The organism is Pseudomonas tructae (assembly GCF_004214895.1).
Taxonomy (GTDB): Bacteria; Pseudomonadota; Gammaproteobacteria; order Pseudomonadales; family Pseudomonadaceae; genus Aquipseudomonas; species Aquipseudomonas tructae.
Map to the genome: position 1 here is coordinate 4,833,961 of NZ_CP035952.1, position 21,360 is coordinate 4,855,320.

General features: G+C 62.6%; 19 protein-coding genes and 1 pseudogene. 12 read left to right on the forward strand and 8 right to left on the reverse strand.

The genetic code is table 11. The features are described from left to right. Window positions 1-91 precede the first annotated feature (91 nt). From bglX to EXN22_RS22125, 6 genes and pseudogenes are all read left to right on the forward strand, one after another. Entirely contained in the window at window positions 92-2,383 is a 2,292-nt protein-coding gene (bglX, locus tag EXN22_RS22100; protein ID WP_130266058.1) for a beta-glucosidase BglX, read from the forward strand. Window positions 2,384-2,442: 59 nt separating this feature from the next. Then, on the forward strand, window positions 2,443-4,200 hold the full coding sequence (locus tag EXN22_RS22105) for an ATP-binding protein (RefSeq protein WP_130266059.1): 1,758 nt from the start codon (window positions 2,443-2,445) through the stop codon (window positions 4,198-4,200). Further along, entirely contained in the window at window positions 4,194-5,528 is a 1,335-nt protein-coding gene (locus EXN22_RS22110; protein WP_130266060.1) for a sigma-54-dependent transcriptional regulator, read from the forward strand. Before EXN22_RS22105 ends, EXN22_RS22110 begins: the two co-directional genes overlap by 7 nt. A 185-nt stretch (window positions 5,529-5,713) precedes the next feature. Next, entirely contained in the window at window positions 5,714-7,033 is a 1,320-nt protein-coding gene (locus EXN22_RS22115) for an MFS transporter (RefSeq protein WP_130266061.1), read from the forward strand. Between the two features lie 305 nt (window positions 7,034-7,338). Continuing rightward, a pseudogene (locus EXN22_RS22120) lies at window positions 7,339-7,584 on the forward strand (hypothetical protein); the annotation flags it as partial. A 117-nt stretch (window positions 7,585-7,701) separates the two neighbouring features. Further along, window positions 7,702-8,313, forward strand: a complete 612-nt coding sequence (locus EXN22_RS22125) for a flavin reductase family protein (RefSeq protein ID WP_130266063.1) — start codon at window positions 7,702-7,704, stop codon at window positions 8,311-8,313. 1 nt (window position 8,314) lies between these two features. On the opposite strand, the gene EXN22_RS22130 is transcribed toward EXN22_RS22125, so the two are convergent. Continuing rightward, on the reverse strand, window positions 8,315-8,545 hold the full coding sequence (locus tag EXN22_RS22130) for a hypothetical protein (protein ID WP_130266064.1): 231 nt from the start codon (window positions 8,543-8,545) through the stop codon (window positions 8,315-8,317). Between the two features lie 39 nt (window positions 8,546-8,584). Then, window positions 8,585-8,893: an antibiotic biosynthesis monooxygenase family protein gene (locus tag EXN22_RS22135; RefSeq protein WP_130266065.1), complete on the reverse strand. Its 309-nt coding sequence runs from the start codon at window positions 8,891-8,893 to the stop codon at window positions 8,585-8,587. Window positions 8,894-9,095: 202 nt separating this feature from the next. Between EXN22_RS22135 and EXN22_RS22140 the strand changes: the two genes are divergently transcribed. Further along, a complete protein-coding gene (locus tag EXN22_RS22140; protein ID WP_130266066.1) occupies window positions 9,096-10,025 on the forward strand; it encodes an AraC family transcriptional regulator in 930 nt (309 codons plus the stop codon). Window positions 10,026-10,086: 61 nt separating this feature from the next. On the opposite strand, the gene EXN22_RS22145 is transcribed toward EXN22_RS22140, so the two are convergent. Together EXN22_RS22145 and EXN22_RS22150 are read right to left on the reverse strand one after the other, a co-directional pair. Next, window positions 10,087-11,520: an aldehyde dehydrogenase family protein gene (locus tag EXN22_RS22145; RefSeq protein ID WP_130266067.1), complete on the reverse strand. Its 1,434-nt coding sequence runs from the start codon at window positions 11,518-11,520 to the stop codon at window positions 10,087-10,089. After that, window positions 11,517-13,154, reverse strand: a complete 1,638-nt coding sequence (locus EXN22_RS22150) for a 5-guanidino-2-oxopentanoate decarboxylase (RefSeq protein WP_130266068.1) — start codon at window positions 13,152-13,154, stop codon at window positions 11,517-11,519. The genes EXN22_RS22145 and EXN22_RS22150 overlap by 4 nt, the downstream gene beginning before the upstream one ends. 113 nt (window positions 13,155-13,267) lie before the next feature. On the opposite strand from EXN22_RS22150, the gene EXN22_RS22155 reads away from it, so the two are divergent. Next, on the forward strand, window positions 13,268-14,176 hold the full coding sequence (locus EXN22_RS22155; protein ID WP_130266069.1) for a LysR substrate-binding domain-containing protein: 909 nt from the start codon (window positions 13,268-13,270) through the stop codon (window positions 14,174-14,176). Window positions 14,177-14,187: 11 nt separating this feature from the next. Here EXN22_RS22155 and EXN22_RS22160 read toward each other — a convergent pair whose 3' ends face one another. Continuing rightward, on the reverse strand, window positions 14,188-14,823 hold the full coding sequence (locus EXN22_RS22160) for an NAD(P)-dependent oxidoreductase (RefSeq protein ID WP_130266070.1): 636 nt from the start codon (window positions 14,821-14,823) through the stop codon (window positions 14,188-14,190). 30 nt (window positions 14,824-14,853) lie between these two features. Then, on the reverse strand, window positions 14,854-15,735 hold the full coding sequence (locus EXN22_RS22165) for an MBL fold metallo-hydrolase (protein WP_130266071.1): 882 nt from the start codon (window positions 15,733-15,735) through the stop codon (window positions 14,854-14,856). Between the two features lie 105 nt (window positions 15,736-15,840). Between EXN22_RS22165 and EXN22_RS22170 the strand changes: the two genes are divergently transcribed. Together EXN22_RS22170 and EXN22_RS26250 are read left to right on the forward strand one after the other, a co-directional pair. Beyond that, window positions 15,841-16,749 carry a LysR family transcriptional regulator gene (locus EXN22_RS22170; RefSeq protein WP_130266072.1) on the forward strand — a complete coding sequence of 303 codons (909 nt, stop codon included), beginning with the start codon at window positions 15,841-15,843 and terminating at the stop codon, window positions 16,747-16,749. Window positions 16,750-16,821: 72 nt separating this feature from the next. After that, the gene (locus EXN22_RS26250; RefSeq protein WP_165392249.1) at window positions 16,822-16,995 is read left to right on the forward strand and encodes a hypothetical protein; all 174 of its coding nucleotides are present in this window, start codon (window positions 16,822-16,824) and stop codon (window positions 16,993-16,995) included. Here the strand turns inward: EXN22_RS26250 and EXN22_RS22175 are convergent. Continuing rightward, entirely contained in the window at window positions 16,988-17,866 is an 879-nt protein-coding gene (locus tag EXN22_RS22175) for a helix-turn-helix domain-containing protein (protein ID WP_130266073.1), read from the reverse strand. The genes EXN22_RS26250 and EXN22_RS22175 overlap by 8 nt on opposite strands. Window positions 17,867-18,034: 168 nt before the next feature. Here EXN22_RS22175 and pobA point away from each other — a divergent pair, with 168 nt between their 5' ends. Then, window positions 18,035-19,219: a 4-hydroxybenzoate 3-monooxygenase gene (pobA, locus tag EXN22_RS22180; RefSeq protein WP_130266074.1), complete on the forward strand. Its 1,185-nt coding sequence runs from the start codon at window positions 18,035-18,037 to the stop codon at window positions 19,217-19,219. Window positions 19,220-19,313: 94 nt separating this feature from the next. Here the strand turns inward: pobA and EXN22_RS22185 are convergent, their stop codons facing one another. After that, entirely contained in the window at window positions 19,314-19,946 is a 633-nt protein-coding gene (locus EXN22_RS22185) for a TetR family transcriptional regulator (protein WP_130266075.1), read from the reverse strand. Window positions 19,947-20,205: 259 nt separating this feature from the next. Here EXN22_RS22185 and EXN22_RS22190 point away from each other — a divergent pair, with 259 nt between their 5' ends. After that, entirely contained in the window at window positions 20,206-21,357 is a 1,152-nt protein-coding gene (locus EXN22_RS22190) for an efflux RND transporter periplasmic adaptor subunit (RefSeq protein WP_130266076.1), read from the forward strand. The last annotated feature ends 3 nt before the right edge of the window (window positions 21,358-21,360 follow it).

Genomic DNA, 21,360 nt, shown 5'->3' on the forward strand with positions numbered 1-21,360 from the left:
GCCCCAGCAAACTACAACAATAGCCGCTTCCCCAACTTCGGCTGGGCAGTATCGACCGTGAATACTGCCGTAAGCCTTGAGAACAGAATTCATGAACAAGCTGTGTTTGCTGGGCCTGGTAGTCAGCCTGGCCAGTCAGTCGGCCTTTGCCGACACCCCCGCTGCCCCGTTGCAAGACAAACAGGCGTTCATCGCCAACCTGCTCAAGCAGATGACCCAGGATGAAAAGATCGGCCAGTTGCGCCTGATCAGCATCGGCCCGGAAATGCCTCGCGAGCGCATCCGCGAAGAAATCGCCGCCGGCCGCATCGGCGGTACCTTCAACTCGCGCACCGCGCCCGAGAACCGGCCGATGCAGGACGCGGCCATGCGCAGCCGCCTGAAGATCCCGATGTTCTTCGCCTACGACGTGATCCACGGCAACCGCACGATCTTCCCGATCAGCCTGGGCCTTGCCGCAACCTGGGACATGCAGGCGATCGCCAAGGTTGGCCGGACGTCGGCCATCGAAGCTTCCGCCGACTCCCTGGACATGACCTTCGCGCCCATGGTCGACATCGCCCGTGACCCGCGCTGGGGCCGCACCAGCGAAGGCTTCGGTGAAGACACCTACCTGACCTCGCGGATCGGCAAGGTCATGGTCCAGTCGTTCCAGGGCAGCAGCCCGGCCAACCCCGACAGCATCATGGCCATCGTCAAGCACTTCGCCCTGTACGGCGCGGTGGAAGGCGGGCGCGACTACAACACGGTCGATATGAGCCTGCCGAAGATGTACAACGATTACCTGCCGCCCTACCGCGCCAGCCTCGATGCGGGCGCCGGCGGGGTGATGGTGGCCCTGAACTCGATCAACGGTGTACCGGCCACGTCCAACACCTGGCTGATGAATGACCTGCTGCGCAAGGACTGGGGTTTCAAGGGCGTGACCATCAGCGACCATGGCGCGATCCAGGAACTGATCCGCCACGGCGTCGCCCGCGATGGTCGCGAGGCCGCCAAGCTTGCGATCAAGGCCGGCATCGACATGAGCATGAACGACACCCTCTACGGCGAAGAGCTCCCGGGCCTGCTCAAAAGCGGTGAAGTGACCCAGGCAGAACTCGACCAGGCCGTGCGCGAAGTGCTCGGGGCCAAGTACGACATGGGCCTGTTCAAGGACCCTTATGTGCGCATCGGCAAGGCCGAGACCGACGTCAAGGACTACTACGCCGACCAGCGCCTGCACCGCGAAGCCGCCCGCGACGTCGCGCGCCGCAGCCTGGTGCTGCTGGAGAACCGCGCGCAGACCCTGCCATTGAAAAAATCCGGCACCATCGCCGTGGTCGGCCCGCTGGCCGATGCACCGATCGACATGATGGGTAGCTGGGCCGCCGACGGTCGTCCGGAGCACTCGGTCACCGTCCGCGAGGGCCTGCGCCGGGCCGTTGGCGACAAGGCCAAACTGGTCTACGCCAAGGGCGCCAACGTCACGGGCGACAAGGCGATGTTCGACTACCTGAACTTCCTCAACTTCGCCGCGCCGGAAATCATCAACGACCCTCGCCCGGCCGCCGTCTTGATCGACGAAGCGGTCAAGGCCGCCAAGCAGTCCGACGTGGTGGTGGCCGTGGTGGGTGAATCGCGCGGCATGTCCCACGAGTCCTCCAGCCGCACCACCCTGGAAATCCCCGAGTCCCAGCGCGCGCTGATCAAAGCCCTGAAAGCCACCGGAAAACCGCTGGTATTGGTGCTGATGAACGGCCGGCCGCTGTCGCTGGCCTGGGAACGTGAACAGGCCGATGCAATCCTGGAAACCTGGTTCAGCGGCACCGAAGGCGGTAACGCCATCGCCGATGTGCTGTTCGGCGACTACAACCCGTCGGGCAAGCTGGCCATCACCTTCCCGCGCTCGGTCGGGCAGATCCCGATGTACTACAACCACCTGCGCATCGGCCGGCCGTTCACACCCGGCAAGCCGGGCAACTACACCTCGCAGTACTTCGAAGAGCCGAACGGCCCGCTGTATCCCTTCGGCTACGGCCTGAGCTACAGCGACTTCAGCCTCTCGGGCCTGAACCTGTCGAGCAAGTCGGTGAAACAGGGCCAGGATCTGCAAGCCAGTATCCTGGTCAAGAACACCGGCAAGCGTGACGGCGAAACCGTGGTGCAGCTGTACATTCAGGATGTGTCCGCGTCCATGAGCCGTCCGGTCAAGGAGCTGAAGAACTTCCAGAAAGTCATGCTCAAGGCGGGCGAAGAACGCACTTTGCACTTCACCGTCAAGGCAGACGACCTGAAGTTCTACAACGGCCAGTTGCAGTGGGCAGCGGAACCTGGTGAGTTCCGGGTTCAGGTCGGCCTGGACTCGCAGGCTGTGCAAGAACAGAGCTTCGAGCTGCTGTAAAACGTTGCCATGCTCCAAGGGAAGGCCAGGAGGCCTTCCCCACTGCCGGGACTTGCACCATGCCTTCTTCCTTTCGCGCCCTGCGTCTGGGCCTGATTCTGTTCTTCATCCTCGCCGGCACCCTGCTGACCGCAGGCTGGGCCATGCACCATGCCAAGCGCCAGTCGATGGTCGAGGATGCGCGCCGGGCCAGTGAGCAACTGGGGCTGTATGCCACCTCGCTGCATACCCTGATCGAGCGTTACCGCGCGCTGCCCGCCGTGCTGGCCCTGGACCCGGAGCTGATCAGCGCCTTGCGCGGCCCGGTCGCAGGCACAGTGCAGGACGTCCTCAACCGCAAGCTGGAGCGCATCAATGGCGCGGCCAACTCCTCGACCCTGGAGTTGCTCGACCGTACGGGCCTGGCCGTGGCCGCCAGCAACTGGCGCCTGCCCAGCACCTATGTCGGTTCCAACTATGGTTTCCGCCCCTATTTCAAACAGACCCGCAGCCAGGGCAGCGGCCGCTTCTACGCGGTCGGCGTGACCAGTGGCGTGCCGGGTTATTTTCTGTCCAGCGCCGTGCAGGACGAGAACAGCCGCTTCCTCGGCGCCATGGTCGTCAAGCTGGAGTTCCCCGAGCTTGAGCGCGAGTGGCGCCAAGGCAGCGACATCCTGCTGGTCAGCGACGCCCGCGGGATCATCTTCATCGCCAACCAGGACGGCTGGCGCTACCGCGAACTGCAACCGTTGAGCAGCGCCGACCGCGCCGAGCTGGCCGTCACCCGCCAGTACGACAAGCAACCGCTGGTGCCGCTGCAGCACCATGTACTCAGCAGCTTCGACAGCAACAGCCACCTGACGCGCGTGCAGGGCCCGGAAGGCACCACCGATTACCTGTGGGAGAGCCTGCCGCTGGAAGCCGAAGGCTGGACCCTGCACCTGCTGCGCAAACCGCAGGTCAGCGAAGACGGACGCAACGCCGCGCTGGCCGCCGCCGCGGTATGGCTAAGCGTGGTGTTCGCTCTGCTGTTCATCAGCCAGCGCCTGCGCCTGGCGCGCTTGCGCCAGCGTAGCCGCGAAGAACTCGAACGCCTGGTCCAGGCCCGCACCCGCGACCTGCGCACCGCCCAGGAAGGCCTGGTGCAATCGGCCAAGCTGGCGGCACTGGGGCAGATGTCGGCGGCCCTGGCCCACGAGATCAACCAGCCGCTGACCACCCAGCGCATGCAACTGGCGACCCTGCGCCTGCTGCTCGACAACCAGCGCCTGGACGAAGCACGCCAGGCCCTGGAACCGCTGGAGCAGATGCTTACGCGCATGGCGGCGCTCACCGGGCACCTGAAGACCTTCGCCCGCAACAGCCCCAGCGGCCTGCGCGAACGCCTGGACCTGGCCACCGTGGTAGACCAGGCGCTGCAGTTGCTCGATGCGCGCATCCGCGCCGAGGACGTCAGCGTTGCCCTGTACCTGGCCCGTCCGGCCTGGGTGCGCGGCGATGCGATTCGCCTTGAGCAGGTACTGATCAACCTGCTGCGCAATGCCCTGGATGCCATGGCGCAAAAGAGCTACAAGCGTCTGGAGGTGCGCATCGACGCCGAACAGGACCACTGGCGCCTGAGCGTGCTCGACAGCGGCGGCGGTATTGCTGCCGAACATCTTGCCTGCGTCTTCGATCCGTTCTTCACTACCAAACCGGTGGGCGAAGGTTTGGGCCTGGGCCTGGCGATTTCCTATGGCATCATTCACGAGGCCGGTGGCCGCCTGCAGGTCGACAACCAGCCCGGCGGCGCCCGTTTCAGCCTGACCTTGCCTATGGACCCGGAACCCGCATGTTGAACAGCGTGATGGTCGTTGACGATGAAGCCAGCATCCGCACTGCCGTGGAGCAGTGGCTGAGCCTGTCCGGCTTCCAGGTGCAGTTGTTCAGCCGCGCCGAAGACTGCCTGCAGCAACTGCCCGGGCACTTTCCCGGGGTGATTCTCAGCGACGTGCGCATGCCCGGCATGGACGGCCTGCAATTACTCGAGCAACTGCAGGCCAGCGATGCCGACCTGCCGGTGATCCTGCTCACCGGCCATGGCGACGTGCCGATGGCGGTCGAGGCCATGCGCAATGGCGCCTACGATTTTCTCGAAAAACCCTTCAGCCCCGAGGCCTTGCTCGGCAGCCTGCGCCGCGCCCTGGAAAAACGCCAGCTGGTGCTGGAGAACCGCCGCCTGCATGAACAGGCCGACTTGAAGGTACGTCTGGAGAGCAAACTGCTGGGTATGTCCCAAGGCATGCAGCAGTTGCGCAAACAGGTGCTGGAGCTGGCCAACCTGCCGGTCAATGTGCTGATTCGTGGCGAAACCGGCAGCGGCAAGGAGCAGGTCGCGCGCTGTCTGCACGACTTCGGCCCGCGCGCCGCCAAGCCGTTCGTCGCCCTCAACTGCGCGGCGATCCCCGAGCAGCTGTTCGAGGCCGAGTTGTTCGGCCATGAAAGCGGCGCCTTCACCGGCGCCCAGGGCAAGCGCATCGGCAAGCTCGAATACGCCAATGGCGGCACGGTGTTTCTCGACGAAATCGAAAGCATGCCACTGGCCCAGCAGGCCAAACTGCTGCGGGTATTGCAGGAGCAGAAACTCGAACGCCTGGGCGCCAACCAGAGCATCAGCGTCGACTTGCGGATCATTGCCGCAACCAAGCCCGACCTGCTCGAGGAAGCCAGGGCTGGGCGCTTTCGCGAAGATCTGGCCTATCGCCTGAACGTCGCCGAACTGCGTCTGGCGCCGTTGCGCGAGCGGCGCGAAGACATCCCGCTGCTGTTCAACCATTTTGCCCGCCTGGCCGCCGAGCGCACGGGCCGCACCGCACCGCAGCTCGGTGGCGCGCAATTGGGCAAGCTGCTGGGCCATGACTGGCCGGGCAATGTCCGCGAGCTGGCCAACGCTGCCGAACGTCACGCCCTGGGCCTGGGTGAACCACCCACGGCACAGATCGAAGCCGGGCAATCGCTGGCCGCTCAACAAGAGGCCTTCGAAGCCCAATGCCTGCGCGCGGCCCTGAGTCGGCACAAGGGCGAGATCAAGGCAGTGATGCAAGAGCTGCAACTGCCGCGGCGTACCCTCAACGAAAAGATGCAGCGCCATGGTCTGCTGCGCGAAGATTTCCTCGGGCCAGCTTGATCGAAGCAGCTGATCGCCATAAGCGGATTTTCGCCTAACCACTCATATGGATAGGCGGAATTCCGCTCATTCTATCCGTCCGACCCTTCTAGACCGGGCCTCCAGCACCTGGCACAGCTTCTGCTATAGCCCTGGCAGGCTGCGTTTCGGCGCGCTCCACAAAAACAACTATGAAGGTCCCTTCGATGGATAACTCCACCACCCTGCCAGCCGGGGCGGCCGTTGCGCCCGCCGCGGACAAAACCACCCGCAGCCGCCTGAAGTCGATTTTCAGCGGTTCGATCGGCAACATGGTCGAATGGTACGACTGGTACGTCTACGCCGCATTCTCGCTGTACTTCGCCAAAGCCTTCTTCCCTGCCGGCGACACCACTGCCCAACTGCTCAATACCGCCGCGATCTTCGCAGTAGGCTTTTTGATGCGCCCAATCGGCGGCTGGCTGATGGGTATCTACGCCGACCGCAAGGGCCGCAAGGCCGCACTGATGGCCTCGGTCCTGCTGATGTGCGCAGGCTCGCTGGTCATCGCCCTGACCCCGGGCTATGAAACCATCGGCGTCGCAGCACCGGTGCTGCTGGTCATCGCCCGCCTGATGCAAGGCCTGTCGGTGGGTGGCGAATACGGCACCTCGGCCACCTACCTGAGCGAGATGGCCACCAAGGAACGCCGTGGCTTCTTCTCCAGCTTCCAGTACGTGACGCTGATTTCCGGCCAGCTCATCGCCCTGGCGGTGCTGATCATCCTGCAGCAGACCCTGACCACCGAACAGCTGTATGCCTGGGGCTGGCGCGTACCCTTCGTGATCGGCGCGCTGTGCGCGGTCGTCGCCCTGTACCTGCGCCGCGGTATGGAAGAAACCGCCTCCTTCACCAAGAAGGAAAAGTCCAAGGAAAGCCTGATGCGCACCCTGATGCGCCATCCCAAAGAGCTGGCCACCGTGGTCGGCCTGACCATGGGCGGCACCCTGGCCTTCTATACCTACACCACCTACATGCAGAAGTACCTGGTGAACACGGTGGGCATGAGCATCAGCGACTCGACCACCATTTCGGCGGCCACCCTGTTCCTGTTCATGTGCCTGCAGCCAGTCATCGGCAGCCTCTCCGACAAGATCGGCCGGCGTCCGATCCTGATCGCCTTCGGCGTGCTCGGCACCCTGTGCACAGTACCGATCCTCACCACCCTGCACACCATCCAGACCTGGTGGGGCGCGTTCTTCCTGATCATGGCCGCGCTGATCATCGTCAGCGGCTACACCTCGATCAACGCGGTGGTCAAAGCTGAACTGTTCCCCACCGAAATCCGTGCCCTGGGCGTTGGCCTGCCGTACGCCCTGACCGTGTCGGTCTTCGGCGGTACCGCAGAATACGTCGCCCTGTGGTTCAAGAGCATCGGCATGGAAACCGGTTACTACTGGTACGTGACCGCCTGCATCGCCTGCTCGCTGCTGGTGTATGTGTTCATGAAGGACACCCGCAAGCATTCGCGGATTACCACGGACTGACGTCTAGCCACAGGCAATAAGAAGGGGGCATCCGCCAGCGGATCGCCCCCTTTTTTGTTTACAGCGTTTTAACGCGCAATTAATTCTTGCTCTTTATTGTTCAACTATCCAATCACGGGGCAAGCCCGCTCCCGCAGAAGTCTGTGTAGGAGCGGGCTTGCCCCGCGATAGAGGCGAAACCGTCGCCATATATATCGATAAATTCGATTTTTAAGTGCGAATTTTTGCACTTTTTAATCAAATTAATCGGCGTAGCATTAAACCCATAGAAACAAACAACCCCTCACCACCTCGGAGCAACGACCATGAAAAGCAAACTGATCCTGACCCTGGCCTTCTCGGTACTGGCTGCCAACGCTTTCGCCGAAGACGGCTTCGACCGCACCAACAGCCACAACTTCAGCGCCGTGCAAACCCAGTCGGCCACTTATGCAGAAGACGGTTTTGATCGTACCGGTGGTGCCAAATTCGCCGAAGATGGCTTTGATCGCACCGGCGGCGCCAAATTTGCCGAAGACGGTTTCGATCGCACCCAGGCTCATCGCATCAGCTAAGCCCTGATGCAACGCAGTCAGCCCGGCTTCGGCCGGGCTTAGTCATTTTCAGCGAGGCAAAGCCTTGGCACACTAAAGGCTTACTCACGAAGGAAGGCTTTCGGGCCAGCGCAGATGTATTACTACGAACCGGCAAAAGGCCACGGCCTACCCCATGATCCGTTCAATGCCATCGTCGGCCCACGCCCGATTGGCTGGATTTCCTCCCAGGACGCCGAAGGTCGCCTGAACCTTGCGCCCTATAGCTTCTTCAACGCCTTCAACTACATTCCGCCGATCATCGGTTTCTCAAGCGTCGGGCGCAAAGACAGCCTGAACAACATCGAGCAGACCGGTGAGTTCGCCTGGAACCTGGCTACCCGTCCACTCGCCGAAGCCATGAACCAGAGCTGCGCCGCCGTCGCGCCACAGGTCGACGAGTTTGCCCTGAGCGGGCTGACTCCGGTGGCGTCAAAGGTGATTGCCGTGCCGCGAGTGCAAGAGAGCCCGGTGTCGTTCGAGTGCAAGGTGACGCAGATTATCCAGCTGCAACGCGCTGACCAGGCCCTGGTGCCCAGCTGGCTGATTCTGGGTGAAGTGGTGGCGGTGCATATCGCCGAGCATCTGCTCAAGGATGGCATTTACGATACCGCCGCCGGCCAGCCGATCCTGCGTGGCGGCGGCCCGGCGGACTACTTCGAACTGGGCAACCTGTTCAAGATGGCCCGCCCGCAGGTCAACGGCTGAGTTACCAGACCAGCCCGGCGTCGTCATCGACGCCCTGCAGGCGCTCAAGCTCAACACAGGCCGCTTCATCAGCAGCCAGGGCAGTGTTGAAGGTCTGCCCTGCAAGCACCTTGTGAAAGCGCGGTGCCCCGGAGGCGCCCAGGCCTTTAACGGCGATGGCGGCATGGTAACCGTCGTCGCCGCGTACAGCTGCCGATACTGCTTCGAACCGGGAGAATTCTTTACGTGCCATATGCCTTGAACTCCACATCAATTGCCTGAAGCCGCCATTCTACCCTGCGCAAGGCTCGCCAAAGGTATGCAGGTCGAGGCTATCGACCACTCGTGCTTGCACCAGCTCGCCGAACAGCTCAAGGGTCGGTGAAGCGAAGTAGCCACTCATCGCTTGCTGATCGCGCCAAAAACCGCTGAGCAGCCACAGGTCGGCGTCGGCCTGGGAGCGCTGGAGGCTGAAATTCAGGCAACCAGGCGCTTGGCGCGACGGTTCCAGCAGGTGACGCAAGCGCTCGCCCAACTCCTCTGAACGACCGCTGCTGGCCCGGATAAATGCAAGGTGGGTGACCGAATGTACCGAGGTCATGTGCGTTCTCCATGTGCCGCCAGATGAAAATGCCAGGTTGCACAGATTAGGCCACGCTCCGGCGAGAGAGTTAGGCGATTCCTGCCGAGCGCTTGCCTGATCCTGCGCGCGCTGCAGGATCAGGCAAGTGCTCGACAGCTTTCGACTAGCACTGTGGCTTGCACAAACCTATCCTGCAGGCGTTCTCTAAGGAATCACTCCCATGCCTGCCAACGATCCCGACCGCCTGATCCTCGACCCGGCCCTTGAGCACCAGCGCCAGGAGCTGGCCGAACTTATCCGACGTCATGCGCCACGCCAGGCGGGCGTCGAGTCGGTGGTCGAGGACCTGTTTCTGGCGCGCTACGAAGAAAGCGTGCGCTCGCTGCCGGCCCTGGCCAAGCCTGCGCTGTGCATCCTGGCCCATGGCAGCAAGGAAGTGAGCCTGGGTGACGAACGTTATGTGTATGACCCGTTGCATTACATGGTGGTGTCGGTGGCATTGCCGATCAGCGGCGTGCTGCTGGAGGCCAGCCCGGAAAATCCCAGCCTGGGCTTGCGCCTGAACATTGACCCGGCGCAGATCAACAACCTGCTAGCCGATGCTGGCCCTCTTGGCGTACCGGCGCTGCCGTCGGGCCGTGGGCTGTATGTCGAACGTACCGACCCGCTGCTGCTCGATGCACTGTTGCGGCTGATTCGCCTGCTGGATGCGCCAAAGGACATTCCGATCCTCGCACCGCTGATCCGGCGCGAGATTCTCTATCGGCTGCTGCGTGGGCCGCAGGGTTATCGGCTGTATGAAATCGCCATGGCCAACAGCCAGACCCACCGGGTGTGCCAGGCCATCGAATGGCTCAACCAGCATTTCCATCGGCCGTTGCGCATCGATGAGCTGGCGCAGGAGGTCAATTTGAGTACCTCGACCTTGCATCACCGCTTCAAGGCGCTGACCTCCATGAGCCCGTTGCAGTACCAGAAGCAGCTGCGCCTGCAGGAAGCCCGACGGCTGATGCTCAATGACGGGCTGGAAGCGGCGGTGGCCGGTTATCGGGTAGGTTATGAAAGCCCGTCGCAGTTCAGCCGGGAGTACAGCCGGTTGTATGGGGCTCCGCCGGTAAGGGATTTGGCTAGATTGCGCAGTGCGCTTTAACTCGCCATCGCGGGGCAAGCCCGCTCCTACACGTGGGAGCGGGCTTGCCCCGCGATGGGTGCTACACCGCCCTGACCACGTGCTTGATCTCCTGAAACGCACTCAGCCCCCAAGGCCCCAGCTCCCGCCCCAGGCTGCTCTGCTTGTAGCCACCCCAAGCGGTCTGCGCAAAGATCACCTGCGGCGCGTTGATCCATACCAGCCCCGCCTGCAACGCATTGGCGACCCGCTCAGCCGCCTGCAAGTCACGGCTGAGGACACTGGCCACCAGGCCGAATTCGGTGTCGTTGGCCAGCGCCAGCGCCTCGGCTTCAGTGGCAAACGCACGCACGCATAACACCGGGCCAAAGATCTCCTCGCGCCACAAGGCGCTGTCCAGCGGCACCTCGGTGAACACCGTAGGGCTGACGAAATAACCGCAAGACAGATCCGCCGGCCGTGAACCCCCGCAGAGCAACTGCGCCCCCGCTTGCACACCCGCCGTGATGTGCGCCTGGACCCGCTGATACTGGGCCTGATTGACCAGCGGGCCCATTTCGCTTGCGCCACTGAATGGCTCGCCGACACGGATCGCCTCAGTGCGGACCTTCAACGCATCGATAAACGCCGGGTACAAGGTTTCGGCTACCAGCACCCGGCTGGTGGCTGAGCACATCTGCCCGGCATTGAAGAAACCACCCAGGCAGGCCAGTTCCACCGCAAGCGCCAGGTCGGCCTCTTCGAGCACCAGCAACGAAGACTTGCCACCCAGCTCCAGGCTCACGCCCTTGACCGTTTCCGCCGCCCGCTGCATGACCTGCACCCCCACCGCATTGCTGCCGGTGAAGGAAATCTTGGCGATACGCGGATCACCCGCCAAAGGCGCGCCCACCGCAAGCCCAGTACCACAAACCAGGTTGAATACCCCATCCGGCAACCCCGCTTCGGCGATGATCGCGGCCAGTTCCAGTTCGGCCAGTGGCGTGACCTCCGACGGTTTGAGCACCACGCAGCAACCTGCCGCCAACGCTGGCGCAAGCTTCCAGGCGGTGGTGACCATGGGGAAGTTCCACGGCACGATCAAACCGACCACACCGCACGCTTCACGGCGTACCCGGGCGACAAACTCTTCGCTAGGCAGCGCTACCGAGCGGTCGCGTCCAAGGTTGTCCGCAAGCTCCGCGTAATAGCTAAAAGTGGCGACGACATCATCGACATCGATATGGGCTTCAGCCAGCGGCTTGCCGTTGTTGCTGGCTTGCAACTGCACCAGGCGCTCGCGGCGTGCTTCAACGCCTTCGGCAATGGCCCGCAAGAAGGCCGAACGGCTCGGCCCGCTGGACGCGGACCACTCAGTAAACGCCGCCTGGGCCGCCAGCGCTGCCCGCTCGACCGCCGCCGCATCGCCACCGGCCACTTCGGCCAGCACCTGTTCATTGCTCGGATTGATCACCGTCAGTGTCTGGGGGCCATGCTGCCAGACGCCTTCGATATAGAGACCAGGCAGCTTGATCATGCTGGCACCGCCTGCATCCAGGTAGCCTGGTCGATTTCGATCAGGCTCGGACCGTTGCGATCGCAGGCCTGACGCAAAGCTTCACGTAGCTGGACGACGTCAGCCACCGACTCGGCGCTGCAGCCCAGGGCCTTGGCCACGCCGATAAAATCAGGGGTGTAGATATCGACGCCAACCGGTTCGATGGCACGGTTAACCATGTAGCGCTTGATCTCTTCATAGCCCTGGTTGTTCCACAGCAGCACGATCAGCGGAACCTGCGCCTCACTAGCACTGGCCAGTTCCGGCAGGGTGAACTGCAGGCCGCCGTCGCCGATCAGGCATACCACCGGCGCGCGCTCGGCCGCAACCTGCGCGCTGCCCAGCCAGGCACCCATGGCCGCGGGGAGTGCGTACCCCAGGGTGCCATAGCCGGTGGAGGCGTTGAACCAGCGCCGCGGCTGGTCCATGTCCAGGGTCAAATTGCCGGTGTACACCGGTTGCGTCGAGTCTCCGACCAGCACCGCACCGGGCAGGGTTTCGAGAATAGTGTTGAGCATGCGCGTCTGGCTGCGCATCGGCAGGTCGCGCTCGCGCTTGAGCACTTCTCGCAAGCGTGCGGCCCGGGCCGCGCCCCACTCGGCGCCGCGCACCGGCGCCGGTTGCTCGGCCAGGGCGACCAGCAAGGCCTGGGTAGCAAGGGTCGAGTCGGCGACCAGGGCGACCTTCGGCGGGTAGTTGCGCACGGTCTGGTCGGGGTCGATATCGATGCGCAACAGCTCACCGGGGATCTGGAAGCCGCCCTTGAAGGTCACGTCATAATCGGTCTCGGCAAGCTCGGTACCGATCGCCAGCACCACATCGGCCTCGGCGACCAGCGCACGGGTGGCTACCATCGACTGGGTCGAGCCGATCTGCAGCGGGTGACTGGCCGGCAGTACGCCCTTGGCGTTGATGGTCAACGCCACTGGTGCCTGCAGGTACTCAGCCAGACGGGTCAGCGCGGCGCTGGCATCGATGGCGCCGCCACCGGCCAGAATCAGTGGGCGACGCGCCGCGGCCAGCATTGCAGCCATTTGCGCGACCGGCGCAGGTGCGGCACCCGCACGGGCGATACGCACCGGAGCACTGGCCAGCAGGTGATCGGCGTCTTCCACCAGTACATCCAGCGGAATCTCGATATGCACCGGGCGCGGCCGGGCGCCATCAAACACCGCATAGGCACGGGCCAATACCGCAGGCAGGTCATCAGCGCTCATCAACGTGTGGGAAAACGCCGCTACCCCAGCTACCAGGCTGCCCTGCGCTGGCAGCTCATGCAGCTTGCCACGCCCGCCGCCCAGCTGGTTGCGCGACTGCACACTGGAGATCACCAGCATCGGGATCGAATCGGCATAGGCCTGGCCCATGGCGGTGGTAATGTTGGTCATGCCCGGGCCGGTGATAATGAAGCACACGCCCGGCTTGCCACGGGTACGCGCATAGCCGTCAGCCATGAAGCCTGCACCTTGCTCGTGACGCGGGGTGATGTGGCGGATGCTCGAGCGTGCCAGCCCGCGATAGAGCTCCACGGTATGCACGCCAGGAATCCCGAAGACATGGTCTACGCCATAACCTTCGAGGAGTTTGACCAGTACTTCGCCGCAAGTTGCCATGATCGTGTGCCTGTAATTGTTCGGGAAACAGCCTTCATTGGACCGCCCGACGGCTACCTGCACAATGCAAAAAAGCTCATACTAGCCATGTCTTCAAGTCATGGCTTAAGCCGATGAAACGTCTGCCTCCCCTGCCTGCCCTGCACACCTTTCTGATCACGGCCCAGTGCTGCAACTTCACCCGTGCTGCGCAACAGTTGCATATCACCCAGGGGGCAGTGAGCCGGCAGATCGCCGGGCTGGAAGAACACCTGGGCTACCCGTTGTTTCTGCGCCAGGCCCGCGGCCTGAGCCTGACCCGCGAAGGCCAGGACTGGCTGCCACGGGTGCAGCAGGTGTTCGCCTTGGTCGAGGAAGGGGTGCGCCAGGTCGGTGCTCGCAGTACCACCTTGCAGCTCAAGGCACCGACCTGCGTGATGCGCTGGCTGCTGCCGCGCCTGATGGAGTGGCAAGCGCTGCGCCCGGACGTGCCGGTGGAGCTGACTACCACGGTGCAACATGGGGTGGATTTTCGTCATGAAGTGTTCGATGCAGCGGTGGTTTATGGCGCCCGGCCCAACCATGGCCTGCAGACCCTGAAGCTGTTCGAAGAACAACTCACGCCGGTGTGCGCGCCACAACTGCTCAGCAGCGCCTTGCCCTTGCAGCAGGTCGCCGACCTTGACCAGCACATGCTCCTGCATCCGACCCGCGACCAGCGCGACTGGAACGCCTGGCTCGACGCCGCCGGGGCGAGCCTGCCCCGCCAAGGTAAGGGCCAGCATTTCGAAACCCTGGACATGGCCATGTCGATGGCCTCCCAGGGAACCGGTGTGGCCATCGGCGACTGGGCACTGATCGGCGATGACCTCAAGTGCGGTCGGTTGGTAACCCCGTTTGCGCTCAAGGTCAGCACCGGCCAGGCCTATTACCTGGTGCGACCACAAGGGGCGGCTTCAGCAGCCTTGCAGGAACTGCTCGCCTGGTTGTGCGAGCAGGCTGGTGGGAGCGGCGGTGCGACGATTCGACTTGCCCCGCGATAACACTCTGTCAGCTAGCTCGCATCGCGGGGCAAGCCCGCTCCTACTGTGAAGCGCTGGCGCGAGTGCGCCGGCTTTTCCACCTCATCGAGCATGGCGATGGCGTAGTCGGCAAACGTGATCCAGCTCTTGCCGTCGGCGCCGATCAACAGGTGATCCTTGCCCAGCGTGTAAGCGCCGCTGCGGGCACCTTCGACAAATTCCGCCGAAGGTGACAGGAAGCTCCAGTCCAGGCCCTGTTCCTGACGCAGGGTTTCAAGGTAATGACCACCCGCGGTTGCCTCAGCTTTGTAGGCCTCGGGGAAATCCGGGCTGTCGATGACCTTGTGCCCCGACGGCAGCAGCAGGCTACCGGCACCACCGACAACCAGCAGGCGCTTGACCCCGGCCTTCTTCACCGGCTCGATAATGGCCTGTGGCTTGATGCTGGAGAAGTGCGCCGCGCTCAGCACCACGTCATGCCCCGCGACGGCCTGTTGCAGGGCAGCGCTGTCGCTGACATCCAGCGCCACGGTGTTGACCCCTTCACGCCCCTTCAGCGTCGAAGGATCACGGGCAATGGCGGTAACGCTATGGCCGCGACGCAGGGCCTCTTCCAGCAACTGGCTACCGGCACGGCCGGTAGCACCGATGATTGCGATCTTGCTCATGGGAACTCTCCAGTCAGAATGAATTGACGCTTACCACTTCATCTCGCCCTTGGCGACCTTGGCACCGAGCTCCAGCGAGCTCTCTTCGCCCAGGTCCGGGTAACGTTTTTTCATCGCCGCGATCAGTTCGGCGGCGTTGCCAGCCTTGGCGGTTTCTTCGTCAAAGGCGCGGATATAGTCCGCAGTGAACTGCACCGACTTGAGCGAGCGGCTGCTCTGGCCCAGGTAGTGGCCCGGGATCACAGTGTCAGGCTTGAGCTGCTCGATGCGCTTGAGGGTCGCCAACCAGTCCTTGTGCGATTGCGCCGACTGGGTATCAGCCATCCATACGTGCAGGTTCTCGGCGACCACCACGCCACCGACCACCGCTTTGATCGACGGAATCCACACAAAGCTGCGGTCCGGCTGCGGGCCGTCCAGGCCAATCACTTGCAGGCGCTGGCCTTCAAGTTTCAGTTCATTGCCTTGCAACACCTGCGGCACGATCAGCTTTTCCGGTTTGTCGGCGCCCATCTGCGGGCCCCAGTAGGCCAGCTTGCCGTCCATGGTCTGCTTGATATGGGCAACGGTTGCCGCCGACGCCACGACCTTGGCCTTGGGGTAGGCATGGGTCAGGGTCTGCAGGCCGAAGTAGTAGTCCGGGTCACCGTGGCTGATATAGATAGTGGTCAGTTGTTTGCCGCTCGCTTTCAGCTTGGCCAGTACCTGCTCCGCCTGGCCCTTGCCGAACTGGGCATCGACCAGAATGGCGTCATGCTTGCCGCTGACGATCACCGAACTGACCGGAAACAGGGCGTTGGTATCGGGGTTGTAGACATCCAGGCTCAGCGGCTCGGCGGCTGAAGCCTGGGCCATGACCCCCAGCGTTGCGAAGGCCAGCAGCAGGCGGCGTAGGGAAAACGAACGAGGCATCGGGGCAATTCCTGTGAGGTGAGCGATGAACAACAGCTTAGTTGCACGATCCGTAACAAAAAATGCGATGCTTAGGATTAGTTTGTTTCTAAAAGCGGGCAAATCATGGATCGTCTGACAGCAATGCGGGTCTTCGTCAGCGTGGTCGACCTGGGCAGCCAATCGGCCGCCGCCGACCACCTGGAGCTTTCTCGGCCGGTGGTTTCCCGGTATCTGGCAGAGCTTGAGGACTGGGTCGGTGCACGCCTGATGCAGCGCACCACGAGGCGCCTGAGCCTGACCGCCGCCGGCCAGGAAACCCTGCCGCGCTGCCGGCAGATGCTCGACCTTGCCGGTGACTTGCAGGCAGCCGTCAGTACCCCGAACGATGCTCCGCGCGGCGAGTTGCGCATCAGTGTCAGCACCTCGTTCGGCCAGGCACAGCTAATGGACGCCGTGGCCGACTACGTCAAACGTTACCCCGGGGTGAAAATCGACCTGCAGATGCTCGACCGCACAGTAAACCTGGTGGATGAGCGCATCGATCTTGCGATCCGCACCAGCAACGACCTGGACCCGAACCTCATTGCCCGCCGCCTGAGTGTGTGCCGCTCGGTGATCTGCGCCTCCCCCGCCTACCTGCAGCAGCACCCGGCACCTGAGCAGGTCCAGGACCTCAGCCAGCATAACTGCCTGACCCACTCTTACTTCGGCCGTAGCCTCTGGCATTTTCACCTGGACGGCGAGGTGGTCTCGGTGCCGGTGCAGGGCAACATCAGCGCCAACGAAGCCATGACCCTGCAACGGGCGGCACTGGCCGGCGCGGGCGTGGCGATGCTGCCGACCTACCAGGCCGCCGACGCCCTGCGCAGCGGTCAGCTGATTCGCCTGTTGCCCCAGGCCAAGCCACGCGAGCTGAGCCTCAATGCCGTGTACACCTCGCGCAAGCACATGCCGGCGACCCTGCGCAGCATGCTCGACTTCCTTGCCGAGCGCTTTACCGCCGAGCCGATCTGGGACCGCGACCTGCTCTAGACCGGGCATACCTGGCCAAGCTGACCTATGCTTTGAATAGCACCTGTACGTGGTTGGCAGGAGGTGAGCATCATGGGCGTCAAATCCAGAAAATGCGCCGTTGTGTGTGCCATGGCCGCTGTCGTCGGGCTGTATGCCGCCGCAGCCTACCGGGTCGAACAGATTCGCAACCAACCCTACTCAGCCGCCAGTTGCAGCCTGGCTCACTGCGTACCGCACACCGCGACGCTGAGCGCACTCAAGTAGCCTGGCGTGCGGCCTGCTGACGAAAGTCACTGGGGGCCTTGCCGGTCAGGCGGCGGAAGAACCGCGAAAAGTACGCAGGGTCGGTAAAGCCCAGGCTGTCGGCCAGTTGCTTGATGCTCAGGCTGGTGTAGATCAGCTCGCGCTTGGCCTCGAGCAGCAAGCGTTGATGGATGATCTGCAGCGCCGACTGCCCGGCCAGTTCACGGCAGATGCTGTTCAGATGGGCCACCGAAATCCCCACTTGATGGGCCAGCGCCTCGACGCTCGGCTGCTGGCGAAACTGCTGCTCGACCTGGGTATTGAAGCGCTCCAGGTACTCCCGCCCGCGCACCACTGCCAGCCCCTGGCCATGGTGTTGCAAACATTGGCGACTGATCCACACCACCAGCAGATTGATCAGCGAGCGCAACTGCAAATCACGCCCCGGTCGCTCCTGTTGATACTCCTGCTGCAAGGCGCTGAACAGGCTGTACAAATAGGTGCAGTCGCTGCCAGCCAGGTAAGTGCCCGCCTGGGCCAGGGCTGCTGGCGCGTCTGCCAGTTGCGTGTGCAACATGTTCACCAGGGGCGCAGCCAGGGTGACCACGTAGCCGTCGACATCGCTGGAAAATCGAAAACCATGCACGCTCAAAGCCGGTACCACCTGGATGGCGGCCTGATCCAGACGCTGGACCTGGCCTTCCACTTCGATCTCGGCCTGCCCTGTGTAGAGGAACAGCAACTGGCACAGGTCGGCATGCCGATGGGGTTCGATTTCCCAATCATGCACGCGGCTGCGCACCGGGATCGATTCGCAGTGCAGCAAGTCCGGGGTCGGCCACTGCAACTGCTCGCCGTACAGCTTGAATACCGGAATCGACGCCTTGCTCATGGTTCAACGCTCTCCAGGGCCGTGCCCGATAATCGCACCAATAAGTGAAAAGTCCTGTTTCATGCCACTTTTATCCCTTCTTTGCTCGTCTTTCCAAGCGAAAAATGCAAGCACAACAATCATAAGCTGCTTGCAGCCCTGTGCTGAAGCTTGCCTGGGATAACAACAATGAAGACTCAAGTCGCAATTATCGGTGCCGGCCCTGCTGGCCTGCTGCTCGGCCAGTTACTGCACAAGGCCGGGATCGCCAACGTCATCGTCGAACGCCAGAGCGCCGACTACGTGCTCGGACGCATCCGTGCCGGGGTGCTGGAACAAGGCATGGTCGAGTTGTTGCGCGAAGCCGGGGTTGGCGCGCGCATGGATGCCGAAGGCCTGCCCCACAGCGGCTTTGAACTGGCGTTCGACGGGCGCCGCGAACACATCGACCTCAAGGGCCTGACCGGCGGCAAAGGCGTCATGATCTATGGCCAGACCGAAGTCACCCGTGACCTGATGCAAGCGCGTCAAGCCTGCGGCGCCGTCACTGTCTATCAAGCCGACAACGTACGCCCCCACGACCTTACGTCCGAGCGCCCCTACCTGACCTTCGAAAAAGACGGTGAAGTGCAGCGTCTGGACTGCGATTACATCGCCGGCTGCGATGGTTACCACGGCATAGCCCGGCAATCGATTCCTGCGCAAGCACTGAAGATATTCGAACGGGTCTACCCGTTCGGCTGGCTCGGTGTTCTGGCCGACACCCCACCGGTCAGCGACGAACTGGTCTACGCCCGCCACGAGCGCGGCTTTGCCCTGTGCAGCATGCGCTCACCCACCCGCACCCGGTACTACGTGCAGGTGCCGGCGCAGGAGAAGGTCGAGGACTGGTCCGATGAGCGCTTCTGGAACGAACTCAAATCACGCCTGCCGGTTGATCTGGCCGAGCGCCTGGTCACAGGTCCCGCCATTGAAAAGAGCATCGCGCCGCTGCGCAGTTTCGTGGTTGAACCGATGCAGTACGGCAAACTGTTCCTGCTCGGCGACGCCGCGCACATCGTTCCGCCTACCGGGGCCAAAGGCCTGAACCTTGCAGCCAGCGATGTCAGCACCTTGTACAACATTCTGCGCAAGGTCTACGGCCAAGGGCGCACTGAGTTGCTGGAACGCTACTCACAGATCTGCCTGCGAAGAATCTGGAAAGCCGAACGCTTTTCCTGGTGGATGACCTCGATCCTGCACCGCTTTCCCGACAGCGATGCCTTCAGCCAGCGTATCCAGCAAACTGAGCTTGAGTACTACGTCAGTTCTGAAGCCGGTCGTACAACATTGGCAGAAAACTATGTCGGCCTGCCTTACGAGCCTATCGAGTAGACTGCAATTGCCTTGTCTGACAGGCAATTGCGCGGTCACCAGTAGGGCATTTCAACAACCGTGGCAACAAATGATCACAAAGCTTCACAAAGTGTCATTTGCGCAAGGCGGGGCTCAAGCGCAGCATATCCAGCCCGGTATCGATCCACAGCTCGGCCTGATTGAGCAGGTCGAAGCTGCCTGGCAGCAGTAGCCAGCGACGGATCAATCCGTCTATATAGGCGTAAATGGCCAGTGCCGCGCGATCCGGGTCCACGTCGGCGGGCAATTGCCCGCGCTTGACTGCATTGCCCAGCGACAACGCGATATGGGCATGACAATCGACCGTCGAGGCCTGCCGTTGCTGGCGGATCTCGCACATATCATCGGTGAACTCGCATTTGTGATGCAGAATTTCATTGATTCGTCGGGTTTTCGGATCAAGCACCATTTGGTGCATCAGGCGCACCAGCAGCTTGCGCATGCAGCCGAGCGGGTCGACCTCATCCTCGCTTTCACTGGCGCGCGCCAGGGCGTCCAGCGGCTCATGCAGGCTGTCGAGCATAGCCTGTACCAGTTCGGCCTTGTCGCTGAAGTGCCAGTAGATGGCGCCACGGGTCACCCCCGCTTCCTTGGCGATATCGGCCAGGGTGGTACGCGCTACCCCGCGTTTATAGAAGGCCTTCTCCGCTGCTTCAAGAATCTGGGCACGGGTTTCCTGGGCTTCTTCTTTGGTTCGACGGACCATGGCAGTACAACCTCATCAGGCCCGGGCACGCACGCTGGGTGCCTGGGAGTAGGCCCGGGTCAGCCTCTGAAGACTGTTACCGGAAGTATTAATTTGGGAGCTCGCTACGACGAAATGCATCGCCTGCGAGGTATTTACAAACAACCATGAATGTAAGTATATTCCTTAGCAAGCTATTTATCCACTCGACAGCATTTTTTATAGCGCACCCTTTCCATTATTCTTGAGCGTCTTCAGCTCTTGCGACCCGAGGATCTTCATGCAATTCAAGCCAGCTGTTACCGCTCTGGTTTCCGCCGTCGCCCTGGCAACCCTGCTCAGCGGCTGTAAAAAGGAAGAGGCGGCGCCTGCGGCGCAAGCTCCTCAGGTCGGCGTCGTAACCTTGCAAACCCAGGCCTATACCCTGACGTCCGACTTGCCAGGCCGTACCACCGCGTACCGCATTGCCGAAGTCCGACCCCAGGTGAACGGCATCATTCTCAAGCGCCTGTTCAAAGAAGGCAGCGAAGTCAAGGAAGGTCAGCAGCTGTACCAGATCGACCCGTCGGTGTACGAGGCGACCCTGACCAGCGCCCAGGCCAACCTGCAATCGACCCGCTCGCTGGCCGAACGCTACAAGCAACTGGTCGCCGAACAGGCTGTCAGCCGCCAGGAATACGACGACGCCAATGCCAAACGTTTGCAGGCTGAAGCCTCGCTGCGCAGCGCCCAGATCGACCTGCGCTACACCAAGGTCCTGGCGCCGCTGAGCGGTCGTATTGGCCGCTCCACGGTGACCGAAGGCGCCCTGGTCAACAACGGCCAGGCCGATGCCATGGCAGTGATCCAGCAGCTCGACCCGATCTACGTCGACGTCACCCAGTCCTCGGCCGAACTGCTCAAGCTGCGCCGCGAACTGGAAAGCGGCCAGTTGCAGAAAGTCGGTGACAACGCCGCCAAGGTCACCCTGACCCTGGAAGACGGCAGCACCTACGGCAAGGATGGTCGCCTGGAGTTCTCCGAGGTCTCGGTAGACCAGACCACCGGTTCCGTGACCCTGCGTGCGGTGTTCCCCAACCCTGAACACAACCTGCTGCCAGGCATGTTCGTCCACGCGCGCCTGGCCGCCGGGGTCAACAGCGCTGCCATCCTCGCCCCGCAACAAGGCGTGACCCGCGACCTCAAGGGCCAGCCGACCGCCTTGATCGTCAACCAGGACAACAAGGTCGAACTGCGCCAGCTCAAGGCCAGCCGGACCGTGGGGAGCGACTGGCTGATCCAGGAAGGCCTGAACCCGGGCGATCGCCTGATCACCGAAGGCCTGCAGTTCGTCAAACCGGGCGTCGAGGTCAAGGTCAGCGACGCCACCAACGTCAAGCGTGCCCAGCCAACCCAGGCCAATGCATCGACTGCAGAGGCCAAAGGGGAATAAACC